The sequence below is a fragment of the Flammeovirga sp. OC4 genome (assembly GCF_000812565.1).
In the GTDB taxonomy this organism is placed as follows: domain Bacteria; phylum Bacteroidota; class Bacteroidia; order Cytophagales; family Flammeovirgaceae; genus Flammeovirga.
The window spans coordinates 41,549-60,903 of record NZ_JTAM01000012.1; the positions used below are offsets into that span (position 1 = coordinate 41,549).

A 19,355-nucleotide genomic window follows, 5' to 3' on the forward strand; every position below is an offset into this window, starting at 1 on the left:
ACGTTTAAGAAATGGTAAGATAATGAAAGTAAAACACTGTTTTATTTAACTTAAATTTAGATACAAAGCTAATTTAGATTGGTTTTGATGAGTTTTAGAACCATTTTCATCATGATTTATTAAGTTTGTATTGAAACAAAAATAAAAAAGACTACTAATATAGTAGTCTTTTTAACTCAACTGAAAAACTAATTTTTACTTCTATGCAACTAATTTCTTACTATAAATCTTTTCACATCCTTACTTCCTTTTGCGGTTGTAACTTTTAAGAAATAGACCCCATCTAATAGGTTCGAGATATTAATATCTTCCATGTGATGTGTATCGATTTCTTTGACCATCATCCCGTACGAATTATAAATAAATGCTGTCGCAACTTGTACTTCCTCGCTTGTAACAATTTCAGTATGAATCATTCCGTGAGCAGGAACAGGGTAGATGTTTAATTCTTGAATTTTGATTTCATTTGCTTGAATTTTGATAATGTTAGAGTACTCAAAGTCACCATCAAAATCTACTTGCTTTAATCTATACCACTTATAACCTCTAACTTTTCTTTCTGAGGCATCAAAAGCATACTCTATTGAGACATTTGCGTTACCATTTCCATCTACTTTACCGATGTTATCGAAACTACGACCATTTCTAGAGGCTTGTATGATAAAGTGACTGTTATTGATTTCTGAGGCTGTTTCCCAGTATAATGAGATAGATCCATTTGAATTTTTTTCTCCTTCAAAATAAGTTAACTCTACTGGTAAATCATGATTATTAGATCCGCCGAAGGTAAAAGGAGAGAAACTTGAAGCTAAGCCTGACATCAATGTACCTTCATCATCACCAACAGTATGTTGTGATTGATTTCCTTGATCTTCCCAAACTGAACCATTGTAGTGCATCACTTGTGCATCTAAAATATGTGTGTTTTGTAATCCACTATTTGAATTATAAGTAAGAATAACCGCTGCACCAGCAGAACCTGAAATTCTATCTACGTTCCAATATTCAAATTCACTTACAATATCTACAGTAGATGAAAGATCAATATTTCTATAATTGGGGTGAGTAGTATTGAAATACTCCACTCTAAATGTTGTTTTACTATCAGCCGTTGGAATACCAATTCCAGCTTCTCTAAGCGTGCTATTCTTTCCTACAGGGAACATTAAGAAAAAGTCATTTCCCGAAATTCCCAAGGCAGCTTTTGTTGCGGCACTAAACTCAATTTCTTTAGTCAGAGGACCTTCGATATAAGAATTACTAGACCCTCCAGAAGCATGACCCGACCATGAATACACTGCATTGGTTACAAAAGAAAACTCATCCAGGGCTAAGGTATTGGTTTCAGATGTAATTAATTTCCCATTGATAAGTGTTAAAGCAGCTAAGTTATAGGATGAGTTCACAACGTCAACTTTGTATCCCAACGTAACCCCTGCAGTTGAAGTTGTATTCATGGTAACAGATCTTACTACATTGTTGGTAGGTGCTAACGTTACAGTACCAGATGCTGTTCCTGCAAACGAAAGATCTACCGATGGATTGGTGTTTGAAGCCAAATCCGCAAAAATAGTCACATTCTCATTGATGGTATTAGCAATAACTAAGTCGTTTCCTTCAGTATATATATTAACGTCAGAAGAAGAAAGGTCAGCAGTGATCGCGGTGTTTCCATTAAGGATCACCGAATTGATATTGGTGCCTACTCCTTCTAAAGTACCTTGAGCAACAATTTTGGGGTTATTCCCCGGTAAACTATTGATTTGAGCTAATGTAATTAGGTTGTTTGATGCTCCTGATGTAGACAATGATACATTATCTTCCACAGCAATACTACCTGTCCAGTTTAATCCACTATAACTATTTGAACCAACAGATGGTACCGAAAATTCAGCTCCCTCTTCAAGAACAATATCTTGCACATTTACATATAAACGTCCACTAGAGTGATTATCCGCATTAAAATTTCCTGAACCTGAAACGATAATGGTCCCAAAGTGACACGTAGTTCTGTAAGCAGTATTATTGATCGTCCCGTCTACAAATAATGTATCAATTACTACATCAGGATCGAAAAGCTGATTTCCTATATAAACGTTTTGACCGGATTGAATTCTAATATTATAATTTCCACCCCATGATGGTAATGAATTTCCATCTTCATCCACAAAATCTGATAAACTTCCTCTAGTTCCTATATAAACGTATCCTGAAACGTCATCTGATACCGAGTAAGTTGTAGCGTTAATATTAATTTTTACGATTAAAATTAGGAGTAACAATAATAAAATCTTTTTCATTTTTTCAGCGAGTAATGGTGTAAATTAGGTTTGGTCTGTCTAACGATTTAACTTTTATTTAGGATATATTTTAGATAAAGCAGGTGCGTGAGATTTTGCTTATAATGTGATTATTTTTAGCTGCCTAAAATGGGTTTTAATTGTATTATTTGGTTTTAAATTGAGTTTTTGGAATATTAATATTGTATATATCTAATAAATTGAGTTTTGTGTAATTTTATTTTAGATGTAATGAATTTGCATTTTATAGTAACTAATTGACGCAAAAAGACTTAAATAACTCAAATCTTAGTATTGTACTTTCTGTTGAAGCGGAGAAATTAAAACAAATTTGGCAAGATGTAGTCCTTCTTCAAATCGTTTACTTTTAGATTAAAGGTTAAAATGTATTGTTTGTTATAGAAAATGATTTTTTGAGAAATTTGATCAAAAAAAAGAAGAGAACTTACTCTCTTCTATAATTCAATTTGTTGAATGTTGTATTTTTTGACTGCGTGTTTGCTATTCAATATTTACAAGCTCCGATAATATGGATTTCCATTCCGGATGTTTCTTTATATATGCGGCAACAAAAGGACAAAGTGGAAAAAGTTTATAGTCTGTATTTTCTTTTATATCTGTCAAAACACTATGTACTAACTTAGAACCTATTCCTTGTCCTCCGAGCGATGGTGGAACTTCGGTGTGTGTGAGATAGATATTACCTCTTGCAAGCATATAATCTATATAAGCGATTTGTCCATCGATATCAAATTCATACCGCTTTTTATCTTCATTGTTTGTGAGTTGATATTCCATACGTTTTCAGGTTGATTAGAATTGTTGTATTAAGATACAATTTTTCTTCAAGCAAAAATGATAAATATAGCGTGCACCACGACTAAAGTCATGGGCAGGTCCATAGCGCAAGAGTTAAGCGCTAGCGTCTCTTGTGCTTTAAAGGTCTTAAGAAGTCTTTGACTTCTATTAAAAAAACATAGTTAGAGAAAAATTAAGAATGTAAATGGGCCGTGTTGTGGTTTTTAAAAGTGTTTTTTATGGTGGTTCAGCGGACGTTGTACTACAACGTCCGCTGAACCACAGTATGGATCATTTTTTTATTCTAATAACAATGATCACAAATTTATAACTATTGCAATGATACCTACCGGCTGTTTGTGAATTACATAGAGCATTATCATGAAATAATTGCTTTATTCTGATAGATTCAATGAGAACTATAGACTTATTATTAAATTATAAGGTGTAAAATCACTCTATGTAGTGATACCAAAAACTAATTATAAAAATCTAAAACCGATTATTGATCTATACTTATGAAAGTAAACTACTTTTTGAAGGTGTATCAATTGATATTGTATCCCTTTCTATTATTGTTGATTACAACCCTTTCAACGAATGCTCAGCCTTATTTGATGAATACAAACTCTAGCGGTGGAATTCAAAATGCTGGTGGTATTTCAATTTACAATTTATCATCTCCTGCAGGGACACCTCCCGAATTTTATGATCATGGAGAATCCTTTACAGGTCGTCCAGGTGACTTTAGTTCATTGATTTTAGCCTCTGATGGCTATATCTATGGTCATACCGAGGAAGGTGGGGAACATAATAGCGGTATCTTCTTTAAAATAGACCCAGCTACCAATACTGTAACTCAATTATTTTCTTTTGACTATAATTATCATTATCCCATTTATAATATGGTGGAGCATAACCAAATTTTGTATGGTATAATGAGAAGACGAAGCAAAGAGGATGTTGTTTTTGCTATTAAATTAAGTGATCCGACCCACATAATACCTTTAACCAATTTGAATAGCATTTTCAAGATTAGACGAATGGGCGGAGGTTTTTATAAGTTGAATAATAAACTATATGCTACAATATTTGATGGTGAATCAGGGTCGAATGTACAAGTTGGAGGTGTATACGAGTATGATTTAGCCACAGGCAACGATAGAATATTATGTAGAAACCCATATGGATATGAATATGCTTCAGGTGCTCTTGCCCATCGAAACGTTCAAGGGAGAGATCGATTAATTGTAGCCAACTCTGCTTCACAATTTGGAGCAGGTGGTTTTTATGAAGTGGATGCTGAAAGTGGTTTTATCCATGAAATTAGTGTAGTAAGAGATCGAGCATTTAAAGGCTCAAAATTCTCAGGTGTATTTAGAAACTCTTCAGGTGATTTTTATTCTAGGTCTTTTGCTGATGGTGGTGCTGGAGTAGGTACTTTAGTGAGTATCTTACCGGATGATAAGAAAGTGACGAAAGAGTTTACTTTTAGTCATGCCAACGGAACAGCAATATCTGGGTTAGTGCCCAATGGACATGACTTAATTGGTATGACACAACCTGCTACAATTTCATTTTCTAGTCCCGATAGAGGTGTTATCTATCAAGTTGATAGGCATGGAAACTATAAAGAACTCTATCACTTTAAAAACATGTCCTATCCATCAGAATTTTTTATTATCACCAATGACAATGGAGGAACCGTTTGGGGTATTGCAGAATTTGGTGGTAGAAGTGAACAGGGGGCTATTTTTAAATATGAAATAGGAACGAATAAAATGGAAGTGATCGCTAGTTTTGGATCAGATACAGGTTTTATTCCTGAAACAAGATTAACCCCGTTCAAAGATGGAAAATATACATTTTCTAACCGAGATGGAGGCATTCAAAATTATGGTACATTAGCTACTTTTGATCCATCGACAGGTTCAATCGGTCACTTGTATTCAACGGGTAATAATTCATTAGCAAAACAAGGCTACTCCAACGGTGCATTCTTGGCATCCAATGGGAAATACTATGCCATTGAAAGAACAGGAGCAACAGCTTATGATATAAAAGTAGATTCATTGTTCTACAGAGATCGATTAGTTGAATTTAATGATGACCTAGATTCTGTTACGGTCCTTACAAATAGATTGGCCAATAGATTATATGAAGCCAATGAGAAAGCCCCGTATAATATCATTGGAGAAATAATAGAAATTCAAGGTAAGCTGGTTTTTACCTATACCAATTCAATTTTTACTCATGATTTAGCCACTGGTCAAACCACTAAATTATTTGATTTAATAACGAAAAGGCATGCTGATAATAGTGATGCAGCTTGGGATTGGGGATATTTATTCTCAACAGCAGTGACTAAAAAGGATGATAACACTTACTATTATGCTACCCAAGGATCAGGCGAAAGTATACCAAATACACATGGTGGTACTATCATCAAATTAGATGTATCTACTTCACCATGGACTATTACGCATGAGTATACTATTGACCCTCTTACATCTATCAGTGGCTATAGATCAAGAATTGCAGTAAGAGCTTCTGGAAAAGGTGAAGTTGGAGTGAAAGGCCGTATGCTTATTCTTCCAGGTGCAAATGCTGATCCGGATACTTTAGTGATGGCATCAGAATACAATAGCCCTACAACATTCGGATGTATTTTAGCCTACCCAATGGGAGAGAACGGAAATAGAATTGGTACTTCACATATTATTAAAGAGTTCCCAGAAACAGGTTTTGATCCAGATTTGAATTCATCAGCAAATGATAGTACAGACGGATGGTTCCCGATGGCTGATTTGGCCTATTACAATAATAAAATCTATGGTTTTACGAAAGGTGGAAATGTAGGTAGTTATACATCTAATGCTGACCATGGAGCAGAAAGAGGAACAGCCGCTTTTAATGGTACTTTTTGGAGTATTGACAGGACTAACGCTAATGCATTCGAGTTACTTTATACTTTAGAGGAAAGCACAGGTATAAATCCATTATTAACTTCAACTGATATTATTCAGTTGGCACCTATTTCAGGAAATAAGTTGAATGCGGATACTTTAGGCTGTGCAATTACGACAAGGACTTTCAAAGTGTATGGTCATGGTCGAGGTAGTCTTCAGTGGTGGTCATCTAATTCAAATGTGACCTTAGTACCTTCGATGACAAATGCTGATAGTGCAACATTTGACTTCAGCAGTGTGCCTGTAAATTTAGAGCAAACAACAACTATTAGTGTTGCTGCTTATAATCCAAATGCAGCATCAGCTTATCAGTATGGAGACACTTTATCATGGAATGTGCATCAATACGTACAGCCAAGTATCGGTGATATTGTTTCATCTGTAGATTTGCATTGTCCTGTACAGCATGCCCGTCTTACGTTAAATTCCTATGCCCATGTTGATTCTTTCTATTGGGAAATTCCAACAGATATTATTGCTTTGACTAGCGTCAATAACCATGATGAGGTACAAATTGATCTTAGTAGAGAAGATTATGGGATGCATCAAATTATCTGTCATGCATTCAATGGTTGCGGTGAACAAGTTTCAGATACACTTTCTTTTGAATTAGTTGATCCAAATTATGACATTCAATTAACTAGTTCTGCAAGTTCTACTTGTACCGACGGAAATTTGACTTTTTCAGTAACTCCTCCAGTAAGTGGACAAACAATTAATTGGACTTTACCTAGTGGTGCATTTATTGTAGGTGCCAATAATCAAAATGCTACATCTGTAGAAGTAGATTTCTCAGGGGTTGCTCAAGGTACTTATCAAGTAATAGCATCAGTTCAAGCTTCTTGTAATGTCAACCTTACAGATACAGCCTCAGTAGATATTCATACTATTCCTATTATTAATAGTTTAACAGCTAATAGAGCGTTAAGCTGTGATGATGATATTATTTCATTTATTGCAGATGTGGATGGAGCAGAAAGTTATCAATGGACTTTTCCTAATGACGCCATTCTTATTTCAGGTCAAGGAACGAAACTAATCACCCTTGATATGTCTGATATTACCACTGATTCTGTATTAGTCACTATATCAGTAGATAATTCATGCAATGTCAATATTTCTGATTCTTTACAAGTGGCTGTACCAGGTATGCCGTCAATTTCAGGAATCGATATTTCTAGCAATATCGTCCATCCAGAAGATACCGTTACGATGACGGCTTCAAATGTTTCTAGTGAAATGAATTGTACTTGGAATTTACCTGAAGGGGCGGTTGTATTAGGAGCAGAGAATGAGCCAACAATTCAATTTACAGTTCGAGAATGTGATTTAGGAGATCATAATGTTGGAGTACAAGCCTCCAATAGTTGTGGTGCCTCTTCGATTACTACAGCGGTCATTCGTATAGAATTTAACCCATTATCTTTAGAGAATGAGTTGTCGGATTCTATTATAGCTTACCCTAATCCTACTAAGGATAAAATATCTCTAAATGGTATGAACGAAAATACAGTTTCAGTTATAATTCGAGATATTAACGGAAGAATAGTCAAAAAATATACCGGTGAACCCAAAGACATTAAACTTAATAAAGTGACAAATGGTCAATACTTTATAGACGTTTATTCTGAAAAGTATGATTATGGAGTTCATCCTATTCTAATTCAAAAATAATAGAATAGATAAAGTACGTATTATAATGTCATTGTAGTTTAAAATATCACAAACTGCAATGGCATTTTTTGTGTCAAAATAGCTTACCCAATAAAATATCGATGAACGCTTTGCCCCAATACATTGATTTCTTAACTTATTTGTGATATTCAAAACTAATTATCAAAGATGTACATAAACAGAAACATAAACTTCAAGGTTTTTCTTCAAAAAGCGTATAAGCCATTACTTTTTTTAGCCCTTTACGGAGCTTTGATTGTTGTGCTCTACGAATACTTTCACATGACTTGGATCAAATTACCATGGTCTATTCTCTCCATCGTTGGTACAGCAGTCGCTTTTTATGTAGGTTTTAAAAATAACTCTGCCTACGCAAGAACATGGGAAGCTCGAAAAATTTGGGGAGCGATTATCAATAGCAGCCGTTCTTGGGGAATCTTTGCGAGGGATTTTACTTCAAATCTATTTGTAGATAAGCCATTGGATGAAAATGAATTGTATCAGATTCATAAAGATTTAATTTTAAGACATATCGGTTGGGCATACCGTTTACGTAGACAACTTTGGAAACCTCAGCCTTGGGAACACTCACATCAGTTATCGAATGAAATGAGGAAGAGGTTGGGAGATACTTTTGCTTCATTGTCAGAAGAAGAAGAACTGAAATTGTTTATTGAAGAACAAGAGGCAAATGATTTATTGAAAAAGAGAAATGTTTGCACACAGATCATCAGTAATCAATCCCAGAAGATATTAGAGTTAAGAGAAAAAGGGTTGATCGATGATTTCAGACATATGGAAATGCAGAAGTTACTCAAAGACTTTTATATCCAACAAGGAAAATGTGAGCGTATTAAAAACTTTCCATTACCTCGTCAATATGCAAACACCTCTTTTGTATTGACGGTATTGATTGTGATACTATTACCTTTTGGGATGGTGTCTCAATTCAGTGCAATGGGGCAGGGGTTAGTTTGGTTGACAATTCCATTTACGACCATAGTTGGGAGTATTTATTTTATCATGGAATTTGTGGGAGACTTTGCTGAAAACCCATTTGAGGGATTAGCATTTGATACGCCAATGACAAGTCTTTGTAATACTATTGAGATTGATTTAAAGGAGATGCTGGGTAAAGAAGAATTACCAGAAAAAGTAAAGCCTCACGATAATGTTTTAATGTAGAGGCATAAAAATGAGAAGAAAAAATAAAGGCGTTTGAAACATGAAGTTCAAACGCCTTTATTTCGTTTAACGCAAAAGACTAAACTTTGTCTTTCTTTAACGTGATAAGAGCATAAGCAATCGCACCTACTAATGGAGGCACCATAAAGCCCATTGCTGCATATTCTAAGTATGCTGTTGCTATCATTGTCGTTGGAATTAAGAGAATGTAATTCGGTTTTTAACGGCACAATAATAAACAATTGTACTTCTTAATCCAACAAAAGAGCTGATTTTAGTCACTCTTTTATTCTGATAAATCTCTGACTTTTTGGATCAATGCTTTCTGTTCGTCCGTCAATGAAGATGGAACTTTCACATTATAAGTGATATACAAATCTCCGTGCACTTCGTCTTGCTTATACTTAGGGAAACCTTTACCTCTGAGTTTCACCTTCATACCATTTTGAGTACCCTCTTTCACTTTTAACTTAACTTTGCTGTCAAAAGTATCAATGGTGATTTCTCCACCCAATAAAGCAGTATATAAATCAAGATCAACTGTTTTGTAAAGATCACTTTCTTTACGTTCAAATTCAGTATTGTTGGTAATATTGAAAGCAATTAAAAGGTCACCATTTTGACCACCATTTATACCCGCTTTACCATGACCAGGGATTTTGATGACTTGACCATCTGCTATGCCGGCTGGAACAGTAACTCTAATATTTTTATTATTGATCTTATAAGTACGCTTCTCTGTTTTGTAAATGTCTCTAAGATCTAACGTTACATTTACCTTATAATCTCCACCTTTCTTGGGTCTTGGTGATGAGGCACCTCCAAACATTGAATTGAAGAAATCTGAGAAGTCAGCACCGCCTTGGCCTCCTCCGAAGCCACCAAAGCCGCCTCCACCGAAACCGCCTCCTCCAAATCCACCAAAGCCTCCGCCACCGAAGCCTTGTGATTCAAATTGATCAGCGTGTTCCCAATCCTTTCCGTACTTATCGTATTTTTTTCTATTATCCTCGTCACCCAATACTTCATTCGCTTCATTAATCTCTTGAAACTTCTTTTTTGCCACCTCATCATCAGGATTTTTATCAGGGTGATATTGACGAGCTAACTTTCTATATGCTTTTTTAATTTCGCTTTGAGAGGCATTTTTATCCACTCCAAGCACTTTATAATAATCTATATATTCCATGTTAATTCTTTCTGATCGTTTCTAATTTGACATATTTATAAAGGGTGTATTCTACTTGAAGAGTGCTTTATACTCTTCTTTTCCCTTTATTGGATCACGAATATAAAGTTATAGTAACCATTTTTACTAAAAATTTAAGGAGAAAGTTTTTAATTCAGATCGCTTTTAACCGTAACTCTAGTCGCACCAATAATTGGGATACATTTTATCCTACATAATATAATACGTAAGAAAGATATTATGTTTAATAGAAATTGAGAAATATTTACAAAATCTTTATTTCTTTTGTGAAATGACAAAGTTATTGCGTAGTTCTCAAAGACATTCAACATCCTTAGAGATTACATTGTAGAAGGTCATAATAAAACAGTTGTCTATTGATGAATCATCAGATAATCATTTTGCAGAATGCTTCTATTAAAACCAATATAGATTTGATTTACCCTTTATAAAGTGCCCCTTGGTACGTATCTCTTTCTTTCAACCTTTTCTCAATCATCAATTGAATTTGGTTGGGTCTAATTCCCCAGTTAGGAGCAATTCTTAGATTGATAGGCGTGTCGCTGCTGAAACGTTGGATAGCAATATCAGGGCGTAATCTTTCTAAGAAATCCACCATAAAATCAACATATTCATCGGGTTGGAATAATGGAAATTGAGTAGGATCTTCTTTGAATTGCTTGGCCATAATTGTCCCTTTGACAATTTGCAGCTGATGGAATTTTAGTGATTCTAAAGGCAATTTATTCAAGATTTCAGCTTGTGCTAAGGTCTCTTCTCTTGTCTCTCCGGGTAACCCAAATAGCATGTGACCTGCGACCGAAATTCCTCTGTCAACAACTTTTTGGATTGCTTCTACAGAATCTTCAAAAGAGTGTCCTCTGTTGACCCTATCCAATGTTTTATTATAACAAGATTCTATTCCAAACTCTATAAAAATTAAATGTTCTTTAGAGAGTTCTTCAAGATAATCCAACTGCTCATCGGAAAGACAGTCAGGTCTTGTACCAATCACTAAACCATCAATTTTGGGGTGATTTAATGCTTCTGTATAAATTTCTTTTAAGTATTCCAAAGTACCATAAGTATTGGAATACGCCTGAAAATAGCCTACAAAAGCTTTTGCACTATGGTATCTACCTGGCAAAAACTCCATTCCATGATCAATCTGTTTTGTGATACTCATCATTCCGTCATGAAGATAATTTGGAACGAAGCTATCATTATTACAAAAAGTACAGCCACCATATCCCAAAGATCCATCTCTATTGGGACAAGTAAATTCCGCATGGATAGAGACTTTTTGAATACGTCCACCGTATTTACTTTTTAATTGCTGAGAGTAGGGGAAATACCTTCTAGATTGAAAGTTCATGACTTCTGAATGGTTATTACTTTATTTTGTGACTAAATTTTTCATACGTTCTTTATGAGCTTTAGTATCACTGATGTGTTTGAACATAAAAACGCCTAACATAGTTGCAATTACGCTACAAATACCGACTATGTTATAATTTTCAAGCTTATCTGTTACTGGATTATCAATTATTATCAGACCAGAAGCAAACGATGCTAATCCTTGTGATAAATTTTGTACCGCAGAGCGAATACTCATAAAACTTCCTCTTTGTTTTGGATTGGCAGTACCTAGTATTAATGCATTGGCAGGGATAGATCTTGCTCCACAAATAAAGAACAAAGAAGAAAACACTAGCACTACAGGAATACTCATTGAGGGGACATTGGTGAGTACTAACGCTGGAATGATTGTAATAAAAGAAATGATTACAAATACATGATACTTACCATGATTATCAGACCACTTACCAATTTTTGGAGAGAAATATAACGTGGCTAGACCTCCACACAAGTAAATCCATGTGAGTTGTTGATCTAAAAATCCAATATTTTTCACCATATAAGGTGAGAAGAAGGGAATGAGTAGGAAATGACCGAAAAACACTAAAAATAAGGCAAATAAGCCTTTCAGTTGTTTTGTGTTTTTTAGAACATTCAATAATGGAGAAAAGAAAGCCTTCTTCCCTTTAGTTGGGGTGTCATTCAAGTGTCCTTTCATTTCCTCTAATCTATAATAACATACAAACCAAAGAATAGCGGATACAACTGCAATAATGATAAATGGAGCATGCCAATCAATAGTAACGCCTAGATATAAACCAATAGGTACACCTACGGCGGAAGAAACGGCAAAACCTGTCATTAAAATTCCAATACCAGTTCCTCTTTTTTCTTCTGGAAGCATATCACCGACAATCGTAAACAAAGTGGCATTGATCAATCCACCGAAAATCCCTGTAAACAACCTAGCGAAGAGTAGAAAATCGTAAGAATTTGCGACTCCACACAATACAGTTCCGAAGGTGAAAAAGGCGTAGATGAATAAGAACATCTTTTTTCGTTCGAATTTATCAATAAAGAAAATGGATAAAAGTCCGGATATTGAGGCGGCTAGTGTGTAAGAAGATACCACTGCACTCCATTGTATAGGTGTCATATCGAAAGTTTCTTGTAGAGTATGTCCTAAAGGCATCAATACAACGAAGTCTAAGATATTCGTAAAGCTCACTGCGGCAAGCATATAGAGCGTTACTTTCTCTTTTTTATTTAATGAGATCATACGGGAAATTGTTTAGGTAGAAGTTCGCCTTCTATGAATTGTCAGTCTATAGTTAAGTACACACATTTGTAAAGTTAGAGTTAAAACAATAAAAACTTGCATCACTAAACTTTTATTATGATAAATCTGTGTTAATCAGGTTATAAGCAGTTGTACAATTAAAATCGGAAGTTTTGGATTTTCTTTTTTATCCTACTCTTCGTTAGAATATCATCACGTAGCTTTGGCTATGCTCTTCTATTCTGCCTTGATTAGACTAAAAAATAATAATCCAACTTATCCCAATTTCAAATGTGCAACTACTTAAAAGGAATTAATGTGTTGTCATAAAAAAATGGTCAGCTAAAATATTGATTAGCTGACCATTAAAGTATGATATGATTGAGGAAGGAGTTGAATGTATTGGTGAATACAAACTATCTCATTCTTGTACTTTTTCTTATTTGACTTCTACACCATTGACGGGAGGTGTAGCAACCGTTTCGTGTTTTTTACCTTGTAAGCATGCCATTGCTTCTTCCACCATTTTTGGGGAACCCACATAAAAAGGAGTTCTCTGATGAAATTCGGTGGGCTTGATGTCTAAAATTCGTTGATAACCATCCGTTGCCATTGCCCCAGATTGTTCTGCTAAGAATGCCAATGCATTACATTCATAAAGCAAACGTAGTTTACCGTTTTTATACTTTGAAGTAGATGGGTAGATATAAATCCCACCTTTCAATAAGTTTCTATGAAAATCCCCAACTAATGAACCGATATAACGGCTAGAGTATTCTCTATCCTTACATTTTGTGATATAATCTTTTAAACCTTCGTCGAAAGTATTATAACCACCTTCATTGATAGAATAAATTTGACCATCCTCTTTGCATTGCATATTAGGATGAGATAAGAAGTATTCACCTAAAGAAGGTTCATATGTAAATCCATTTACGCCATAACCAGTACTGTAGACAAGCATAGTAGAAGACCCGTAAAGTACATAGCCAGCAGCAACCTGCTCAGTACCTTGTTGCAACATGTCTTCTTTGGTAGGGGGTCTTCCGATAGGTGATCTTCTTCGATAAATCGAAAAGATTGTACCTACAAGTACATTTACATCAATGTTCGAAGAACCATCTAGAGGATCTATAGTAACGATGTATTTTGCATGATGATTACCCGTGTCGATAATTCCGTCTACCTCTTCAGAAATGATTCCACATGTTTCTCCACCTTTTGAAAGTGCTCTTGTAAAACGAATGTCTGCAATCATGTCTAGTTTTTGTTGTGCTTCTCCCTGCACGTTTTCTGCTCCTGCACCTCCTTCAATTCCAGCCAATCCGGCTCTATTGATTTCTCTGTTGATGATTTTTGAAGCTAAAGCGATATCACGAAGTAGCTGAGATAGTTCTCCTGTAGCATAAGGAAATTGTTCTTGCTTTTGAGCGATAAAACGATCTAGCGCTGTACCGACTGAAGCAGTAAGTTTATCCATCATAATTTTTGGTGAATAATTTTTGTGTTTTTCGTTGTCTTATATTGGTTGGATAAAATTAGGTAATTATTTCTGATTTGTTGCAATCGATTGCAGTAAGTATAAAAAAAAGACCGACAATTCTGTACAACATACAGTACTGTCGGCCCACACACATCACAAAAGTACCAAAAGGCTTACGCTTTCGACGCTTCTGAAGACGTAGTAGTTTTCTTAGCTGGAGCTTTTTTTGGTGTAGCTGTCTTTGCTTGAGCAGCTTCCAAAGCTTCAATTCTTGCTTTTAAGATCTCTACCTCTTCAGAGTCTCCACCTTTAAACATTGAAGTGATCTTGTCGAAATCAAAGTTTAATGATGATGTAAATTTTTCAGCTAATGTTTTGAGTTGCTCTTCAAATTCGCTTTTCTTCGCTTCAGTGCTATCAACAAATTCATCTACTATTTTCTTCCCTTCTTCAACGGTTAATTTTTCTTCTGCTACTAATTTGTCAACAACTTCTTGAATTTTCTCGATAGTAAATGCTGTAATACCGACACCAGTATATACTAGCTTTTTTAATAGTTCTTCCATGGTGCTTATTTTTTATTTTGTGGTTAAACTTCAACTGTTCAATCACCTTGAGTTATTGTTTTTACAAAGGTAGTAAAAATAAATGAATGAACAATCATTATTGAGACTATTCTATATTTTAAGAAAAATTTTGATTTAAGGATAATCTCTTGATAAAGATAGAGATAAGTGATTGAAATTACTAAGTACTAGGGCAGAAGAAAAGGATAATTTTTACCTCTTAACTAAAAGAGCGGTTTACTTGAATTGTTGATGAATATAACTTGAAACTTTTATAAGTGCTTCATCTGATTCGGGGATAAAACGCCAAAACAGTTGCCACCAATGTATCAAATCATCCCATTCTTGATAAGTGACTTCAATTCCTTTGTCTTCAAGTGCCTTTTTGAGCCTGACGCTATCATCATGTAACACTTCATTTTTAGAAGTCTGAATCAACATTGGAGGAAAATCCGTGAAATCGCCGTAGAGTGGAGAAACATAGGGATCGTCCAAAGGCTTTGCGCCAGCATATACTTCAGCCCACCTTTTCATTTCATCAATTTTCACAAAAGGATCAGTGTATTTATTATCTTCTACGGTCTCTCCTGTATGCATTAAGTCTAACCAAGGAGAAAGACAAATCCCCGCTTTGGGCAGTTGATCCCCTTTTTCTTTCAGCATAAAAAATAAAGTACAGACTAAACCTCCACCTGCGGAGTCACCTGCTACAATAATTTCATTTTCTTGATATCCTTCTTTCAGTAAAAATTGATAAGCCTCATAAGCATCTTCAATAGGGGCAGGGCAAGCATGATTAGGAATTTTTCTGTAATTGATCAACAAAGCTTCTGTTGAAGTGTCTTTTACAATTTTCCCAACCATATGACGGTGCGTTTGATTAGAACCGATCGCAAAACCACCACCATGAAGGTAAAGTAATGCTTTCCTTTTTTCAGTGGTACTTACGGGCTTGATGATTTCAGCCTCCATCTGACCGATTTTAAACTTAGATGATTTTACGCCCCACGGCAAAAGAGCCACAAGCGATATGATTTCTGTGGTTTCTCTTAATAATGTAAGGTTGATATCTTTGGTAGGAAATAAAGTAGAGGATAGGTTTAATCCCATTTTTAATATCCTATGCTGAAATGATGACATTGATGATAAGGTTAATTATTTGAATAATTCATCTTTTATGATGGGTGAAATTTTCTTAGGTTTTTGTGTCTTGATGTCAAAAGCAACTAAAACTACATCCGCCTCCAGTGCAACAAGTTCTGTTCCTTTAATATAAATAATTTGATGGAAAGTTACGCTCGAACTGCCCACTTTAACGACTTGAGAGTGCAATTCTAATTCTTGATGAATAGAAGCAGGGTACTTGAAGTTGATATTATAATTGGCGATTACAAATGTTGTATCTTCTTGACTTGCCAATAATAACGTTTCATTGTTTTCAAAGTGACACCACCTTGCTTCTTCAAGAAACTCCATGTATCTCATATTGTTTACATGTTGGAAACTATCAATATGATAATTTCTTACTTTAATTGTCGTTTTGCTTATTCTACCTGTTGTTGTATCTGTTTGTTTTGTCATAAGTAAAGGTGTATTGTGTTGATTATGAATGAGTGAATATACATACATTATTGTATATTCTGCAAATTATTTAGAAAGCTGGGAAAGCACTGTATTGATATAATTCATTACGGTAATCTCATACATGACAGGTGCAACGGTAATGGATTTGGCATGTGTAGCATCAGGAACAAACCAAATATATTTTTCTCCAAACTTCTTCGCTTCAAATAAATCCTTAGACATTTGCATTGGAATGTATTTGTCTTCTTGTCCGTGAATAAACAGGAAAGGTACCTTACTAATTTTCACGTTTTGAATAGGAGATGCATCACCAAGGTAGAAGTCTGCGAGCATTTTAGTCAACAAACTCGCAGTATCCATAAAACCAAAGTCAGGAAGATGAAAATCTTCATAGGCTCTTAAAGCAAGAAGTTCTTTGGTATCTGAAAAAGGACAATCAGCGATATAAAAATCAACAGAATGAGTGGTCTCATTGAGTCCAGAGTGAGAAGTTACAGTAGCAGCCCCCAGTGATTCTCCATGGGCTAAGATCAAGTCATTTGGTTTCCTTTTTTTAGTCCACTGAACTACTTTTTCTAAATCTTGATGTTCAAAATAACTGAAACTCACTTGGTCACCACCACTGAGTCCATGTTTTCTGTGATCATACAATACAACATCAATACCTCGTTTTAGATAAATTTGAGCGTAACGCATCATTCTCCATCGATCATGTGTAACGCCATGCACCATTACAGCAGTAAGATTTACTGAATCTGTAGGAGCTTTGAGGTAGGATCCGCTTAAGGTGTAGCCTTGTGGTGAGGTGACTTCAAAATCTTCTCTGCTTACTTTGTCTAACCATAATGTATCGAACGAGCCATTTTCTTTTTCAATTTGCAAACGGCTACTCCCTTGATGTGTCTGTATCAAACACGATTGATCATACGTTATCAATGATACGACAGCATAGAGAAGTACAATAAAAATAGATAAACGGATACTTAATTTTTTAAAAGATAGTTTCATTAATATTGGTTTATAAGGAGATTGGAATGAAATATTTTTGAACAAAAAATTGGCTAAGTGAAAAGAAAATAGATTTTTCAATGACTACTCCACGGCGGTACATCCTATTTTTGTCTCATTTCTTTTGTCCTAGTACTTAATCTTTGTTGAATCAAATTAATTATAGATATTAATAGATAATATTGACCATAAATATATCAAAATAGTGATACAACTACGCAGTACTTTTTTAATAATAGGCTTATTCACCTTTATTTTTTCATGTTCAAAACAGCAAACTGAAGAAGACATCGATTGGCAAACACCGTTTGAGAAATCCAACGGAACAGAAACCTTCACTTATGAAGAAGGTATGGCTTATTTTCATCAATTAGGTGATAGCTATGAAGCATTTAGAGTGGTGGAGTATGGCAAAACCGACAGTGGTTATCCTTTACATGTAGGTATTTACTCCAAGGAAAGTACGTTTATACCTTCTGATATAAAAAAGAAAAACGTGTTATTGATCAATAACGCTATTCACCCAGGGGAGCCAGATGGAGTGGATGCGTCAATGATGTTGATGCGTGATCTGTTACAAGGAAAAGTAAATATTGAGAATGAAAATACCATTGTTGCCATTATCCCTTTTTATAATATTGGGGGAGCACTCAACAGAAACTCATCGACAAGAGCAAATCAAGATGGTCCACACGAATATGGTTTTAGAGGTAATGCTAAAAACCTTGACTTGAACAGAGATTTTATCAAAATGGATTCTGAAAATATGCGTTCTTTTGCAGAAATATTCCATCTCTATGAACCTGAGTTGTTTATTGATACACATGTAAGTAATGGAGCAGACTATCAGCATGTTTTAACCTATTTAGCTACTCATGAGGAAAAATTGGGTGGTGAAATAGGAGCTTTTATGAAAGAGAAAATGAATCCTTTTATGGAAGCTGAAATGAAAAAAGAAGGATGGGATATTGTCCCTTATGTCAACGTTTGGGGCACTACACCTGATAAAGGTTATGTACAATTTTTTGATTCACCTCGTTACTCTTCGGGTTACACTGCTCTTTTTAATACGCCAAGCTATGTGATTGAAACCCATATGCTCAAGCCTTATCAGCAAAGAACATTAGCGACTTATGCTTTTCTGAAGAAAGCCATTATGTTTTTAGAACAACATGGTGATGCACTTTCAAAGGCCAAAGAAGATAAGATGGCAGCAGATTTGAAAGCAGAGTCATTTGCGGTTAATTGGAGCTTGGATTCATCCAAAGTAGATCAAATTACGTTTAAAGGATATGAAGGGTCTTACAAAGCAAGTGAGGTGAGTGGCTTGCCACGCTTATTTTATGATCGATCAAAACCTTATGAAAAAAAGATCCCTTTTTACTCTGGCTTACAAGTGACAAAGGAAGAAAAGAAACCAGACTTTTTTGTCATTCCAAGGGCGTGGGGTAATGTGATTGCCGCTTTGGAACACAATCATATTAAGATGACACAGTTGGAAGCTGATCAAAAAATGAAAGTAGACGTAAAATACATAGACCACTATCAAACGGTAAAAAGTCCTTATGAAGGGCATTATTTACATTATGATATTGCCACAGTAACCAAAAGTGAGGAAGTTCAATTTAGAAAAGGAGACTATTTGATTCCAACAGCACAAAGAGGGGTTCGGTTTTTAATGGAAACGCTTACTCCTGAAGCAAAGGACAGTTTTTTCGCTTGGAATTACTTTGATCCTATTTTACAACAAAAAGAACATTTTTCATCTTATGTTTTTGAAGATAAAGCGATAGAGATTTTAGCAAAAAATCCCGAACTTAAAGAAGCATTGGAACAGAAGAAAAAAGAAGACAAGCATTTTAGAAATTCCGCTTATGAGCAATTGGAATTTATTTATGAACATTCCGATCACAAGGAAAAGTCACACCTAAGGTATCCCATTTATAAATACAATAAATAAA

The 19,355-nt window shown here is 35.0% G+C and carries 13 protein-coding genes; 3 read left to right on the top strand and 10 right to left on the bottom strand.

Annotated elements, in window-relative coordinates:
* Positions 1-209: 209 nt before the first annotated feature.
* Positions 210-2,300: a T9SS type A sorting domain-containing protein gene (locus PL77_RS30430; protein WP_052444314.1), complete on the bottom strand. Its 2,091-nt coding sequence runs from the start codon at positions 2,298-2,300 to the stop codon at positions 210-212.
* 501 nt (positions 2,301-2,801) lie between these two features.
* Complete coding sequence (locus PL77_RS10815; protein WP_044204748.1) at positions 2,802-3,098, bottom strand: GNAT family N-acetyltransferase; 297 nt, start codon at positions 3,096-3,098, stop codon at positions 2,802-2,804.
* Positions 3,099-3,616: 518 nt separating this feature from the next.
* Between PL77_RS10815 and PL77_RS10820 the strand changes: the two genes are divergently transcribed.
* Entirely contained in the window at positions 3,617-7,741 is a 4,125-nt protein-coding gene (locus PL77_RS10820; RefSeq protein WP_044204750.1) for a choice-of-anchor tandem repeat GloVer-containing protein, read from the top strand.
* 168 nt (positions 7,742-7,909) lie between these two features.
* Positions 7,910-8,926 carry a bestrophin family protein gene (locus PL77_RS10825; protein ID WP_044204753.1) on the top strand — a complete coding sequence of 339 codons (1,017 nt, stop codon included), beginning with the start codon at positions 7,910-7,912 and terminating at the stop codon, positions 8,924-8,926.
* A 286-nt stretch (positions 8,927-9,212) separates the two neighbouring features.
* Here PL77_RS10825 and PL77_RS10830 read toward each other — a convergent pair whose 3' ends face one another.
* The 8 genes from PL77_RS10830 to PL77_RS10865 all read right to left on the bottom strand — a co-directional run bounded on the left by PL77_RS10830 (position 9,213) and on the right by PL77_RS10865 (position 17,394).
* Complete coding sequence (locus PL77_RS10830) at positions 9,213-10,115, bottom strand: DnaJ C-terminal domain-containing protein (protein WP_044204756.1); 903 nt, start codon at positions 10,113-10,115, stop codon at positions 9,213-9,215.
* Positions 10,116-10,554: 439 nt separating this feature from the next.
* Complete coding sequence (locus PL77_RS10835; protein WP_044204757.1) at positions 10,555-11,490, bottom strand: TIGR01212 family radical SAM protein; 936 nt, start codon at positions 11,488-11,490, stop codon at positions 10,555-10,557.
* 21 nt (positions 11,491-11,511) lie between these two features.
* On the bottom strand, positions 11,512-12,753 hold the full coding sequence (locus tag PL77_RS10840) for an MFS transporter (protein WP_044204759.1): 1,242 nt from the start codon (positions 12,751-12,753) through the stop codon (positions 11,512-11,514).
* Between the two features lie 439 nt (positions 12,754-13,192).
* Positions 13,193-14,236 (bottom strand): class 1 fructose-bisphosphatase, encoded by a 1,044-nt coding sequence (fbp, locus tag PL77_RS10845; protein ID WP_044204762.1) that lies wholly within the window; start codon positions 14,234-14,236, stop codon positions 13,193-13,195.
* A gap of 173 nt (positions 14,237-14,409) precedes the next feature.
* Complete coding sequence (locus PL77_RS10850; RefSeq protein ID WP_044204766.1) at positions 14,410-14,802, bottom strand: phasin family protein; 393 nt, start codon at positions 14,800-14,802, stop codon at positions 14,410-14,412.
* A gap of 237 nt (positions 14,803-15,039) precedes the next feature.
* On the bottom strand, positions 15,040-15,942 hold the full coding sequence (locus PL77_RS10855) for an alpha/beta hydrolase (RefSeq protein ID WP_082026484.1): 903 nt from the start codon (positions 15,940-15,942) through the stop codon (positions 15,040-15,042).
* A 15-nt stretch (positions 15,943-15,957) separates the two neighbouring features.
* A complete protein-coding gene (locus tag PL77_RS10860) occupies positions 15,958-16,383 on the bottom strand; it encodes a thioesterase family protein (RefSeq protein ID WP_044204933.1) in 426 nt (141 codons plus the stop codon).
* A gap of 66 nt (positions 16,384-16,449) precedes the next feature.
* Positions 16,450-17,394, bottom strand: a complete 945-nt coding sequence (locus PL77_RS10865; protein WP_052444316.1) for an alpha/beta hydrolase — start codon at positions 17,392-17,394, stop codon at positions 16,450-16,452.
* A gap of 205 nt (positions 17,395-17,599) precedes the next feature.
* Here PL77_RS10865 and PL77_RS10870 point away from each other — a divergent pair, with 205 nt between their 5' ends.
* Positions 17,600-19,354, top strand: a complete 1,755-nt coding sequence (locus tag PL77_RS10870) for a M14 family metallopeptidase (RefSeq protein WP_253273979.1) — start codon at positions 17,600-17,602, stop codon at positions 19,352-19,354.
* Position 19,355 lies beyond the last annotated feature (1 nt).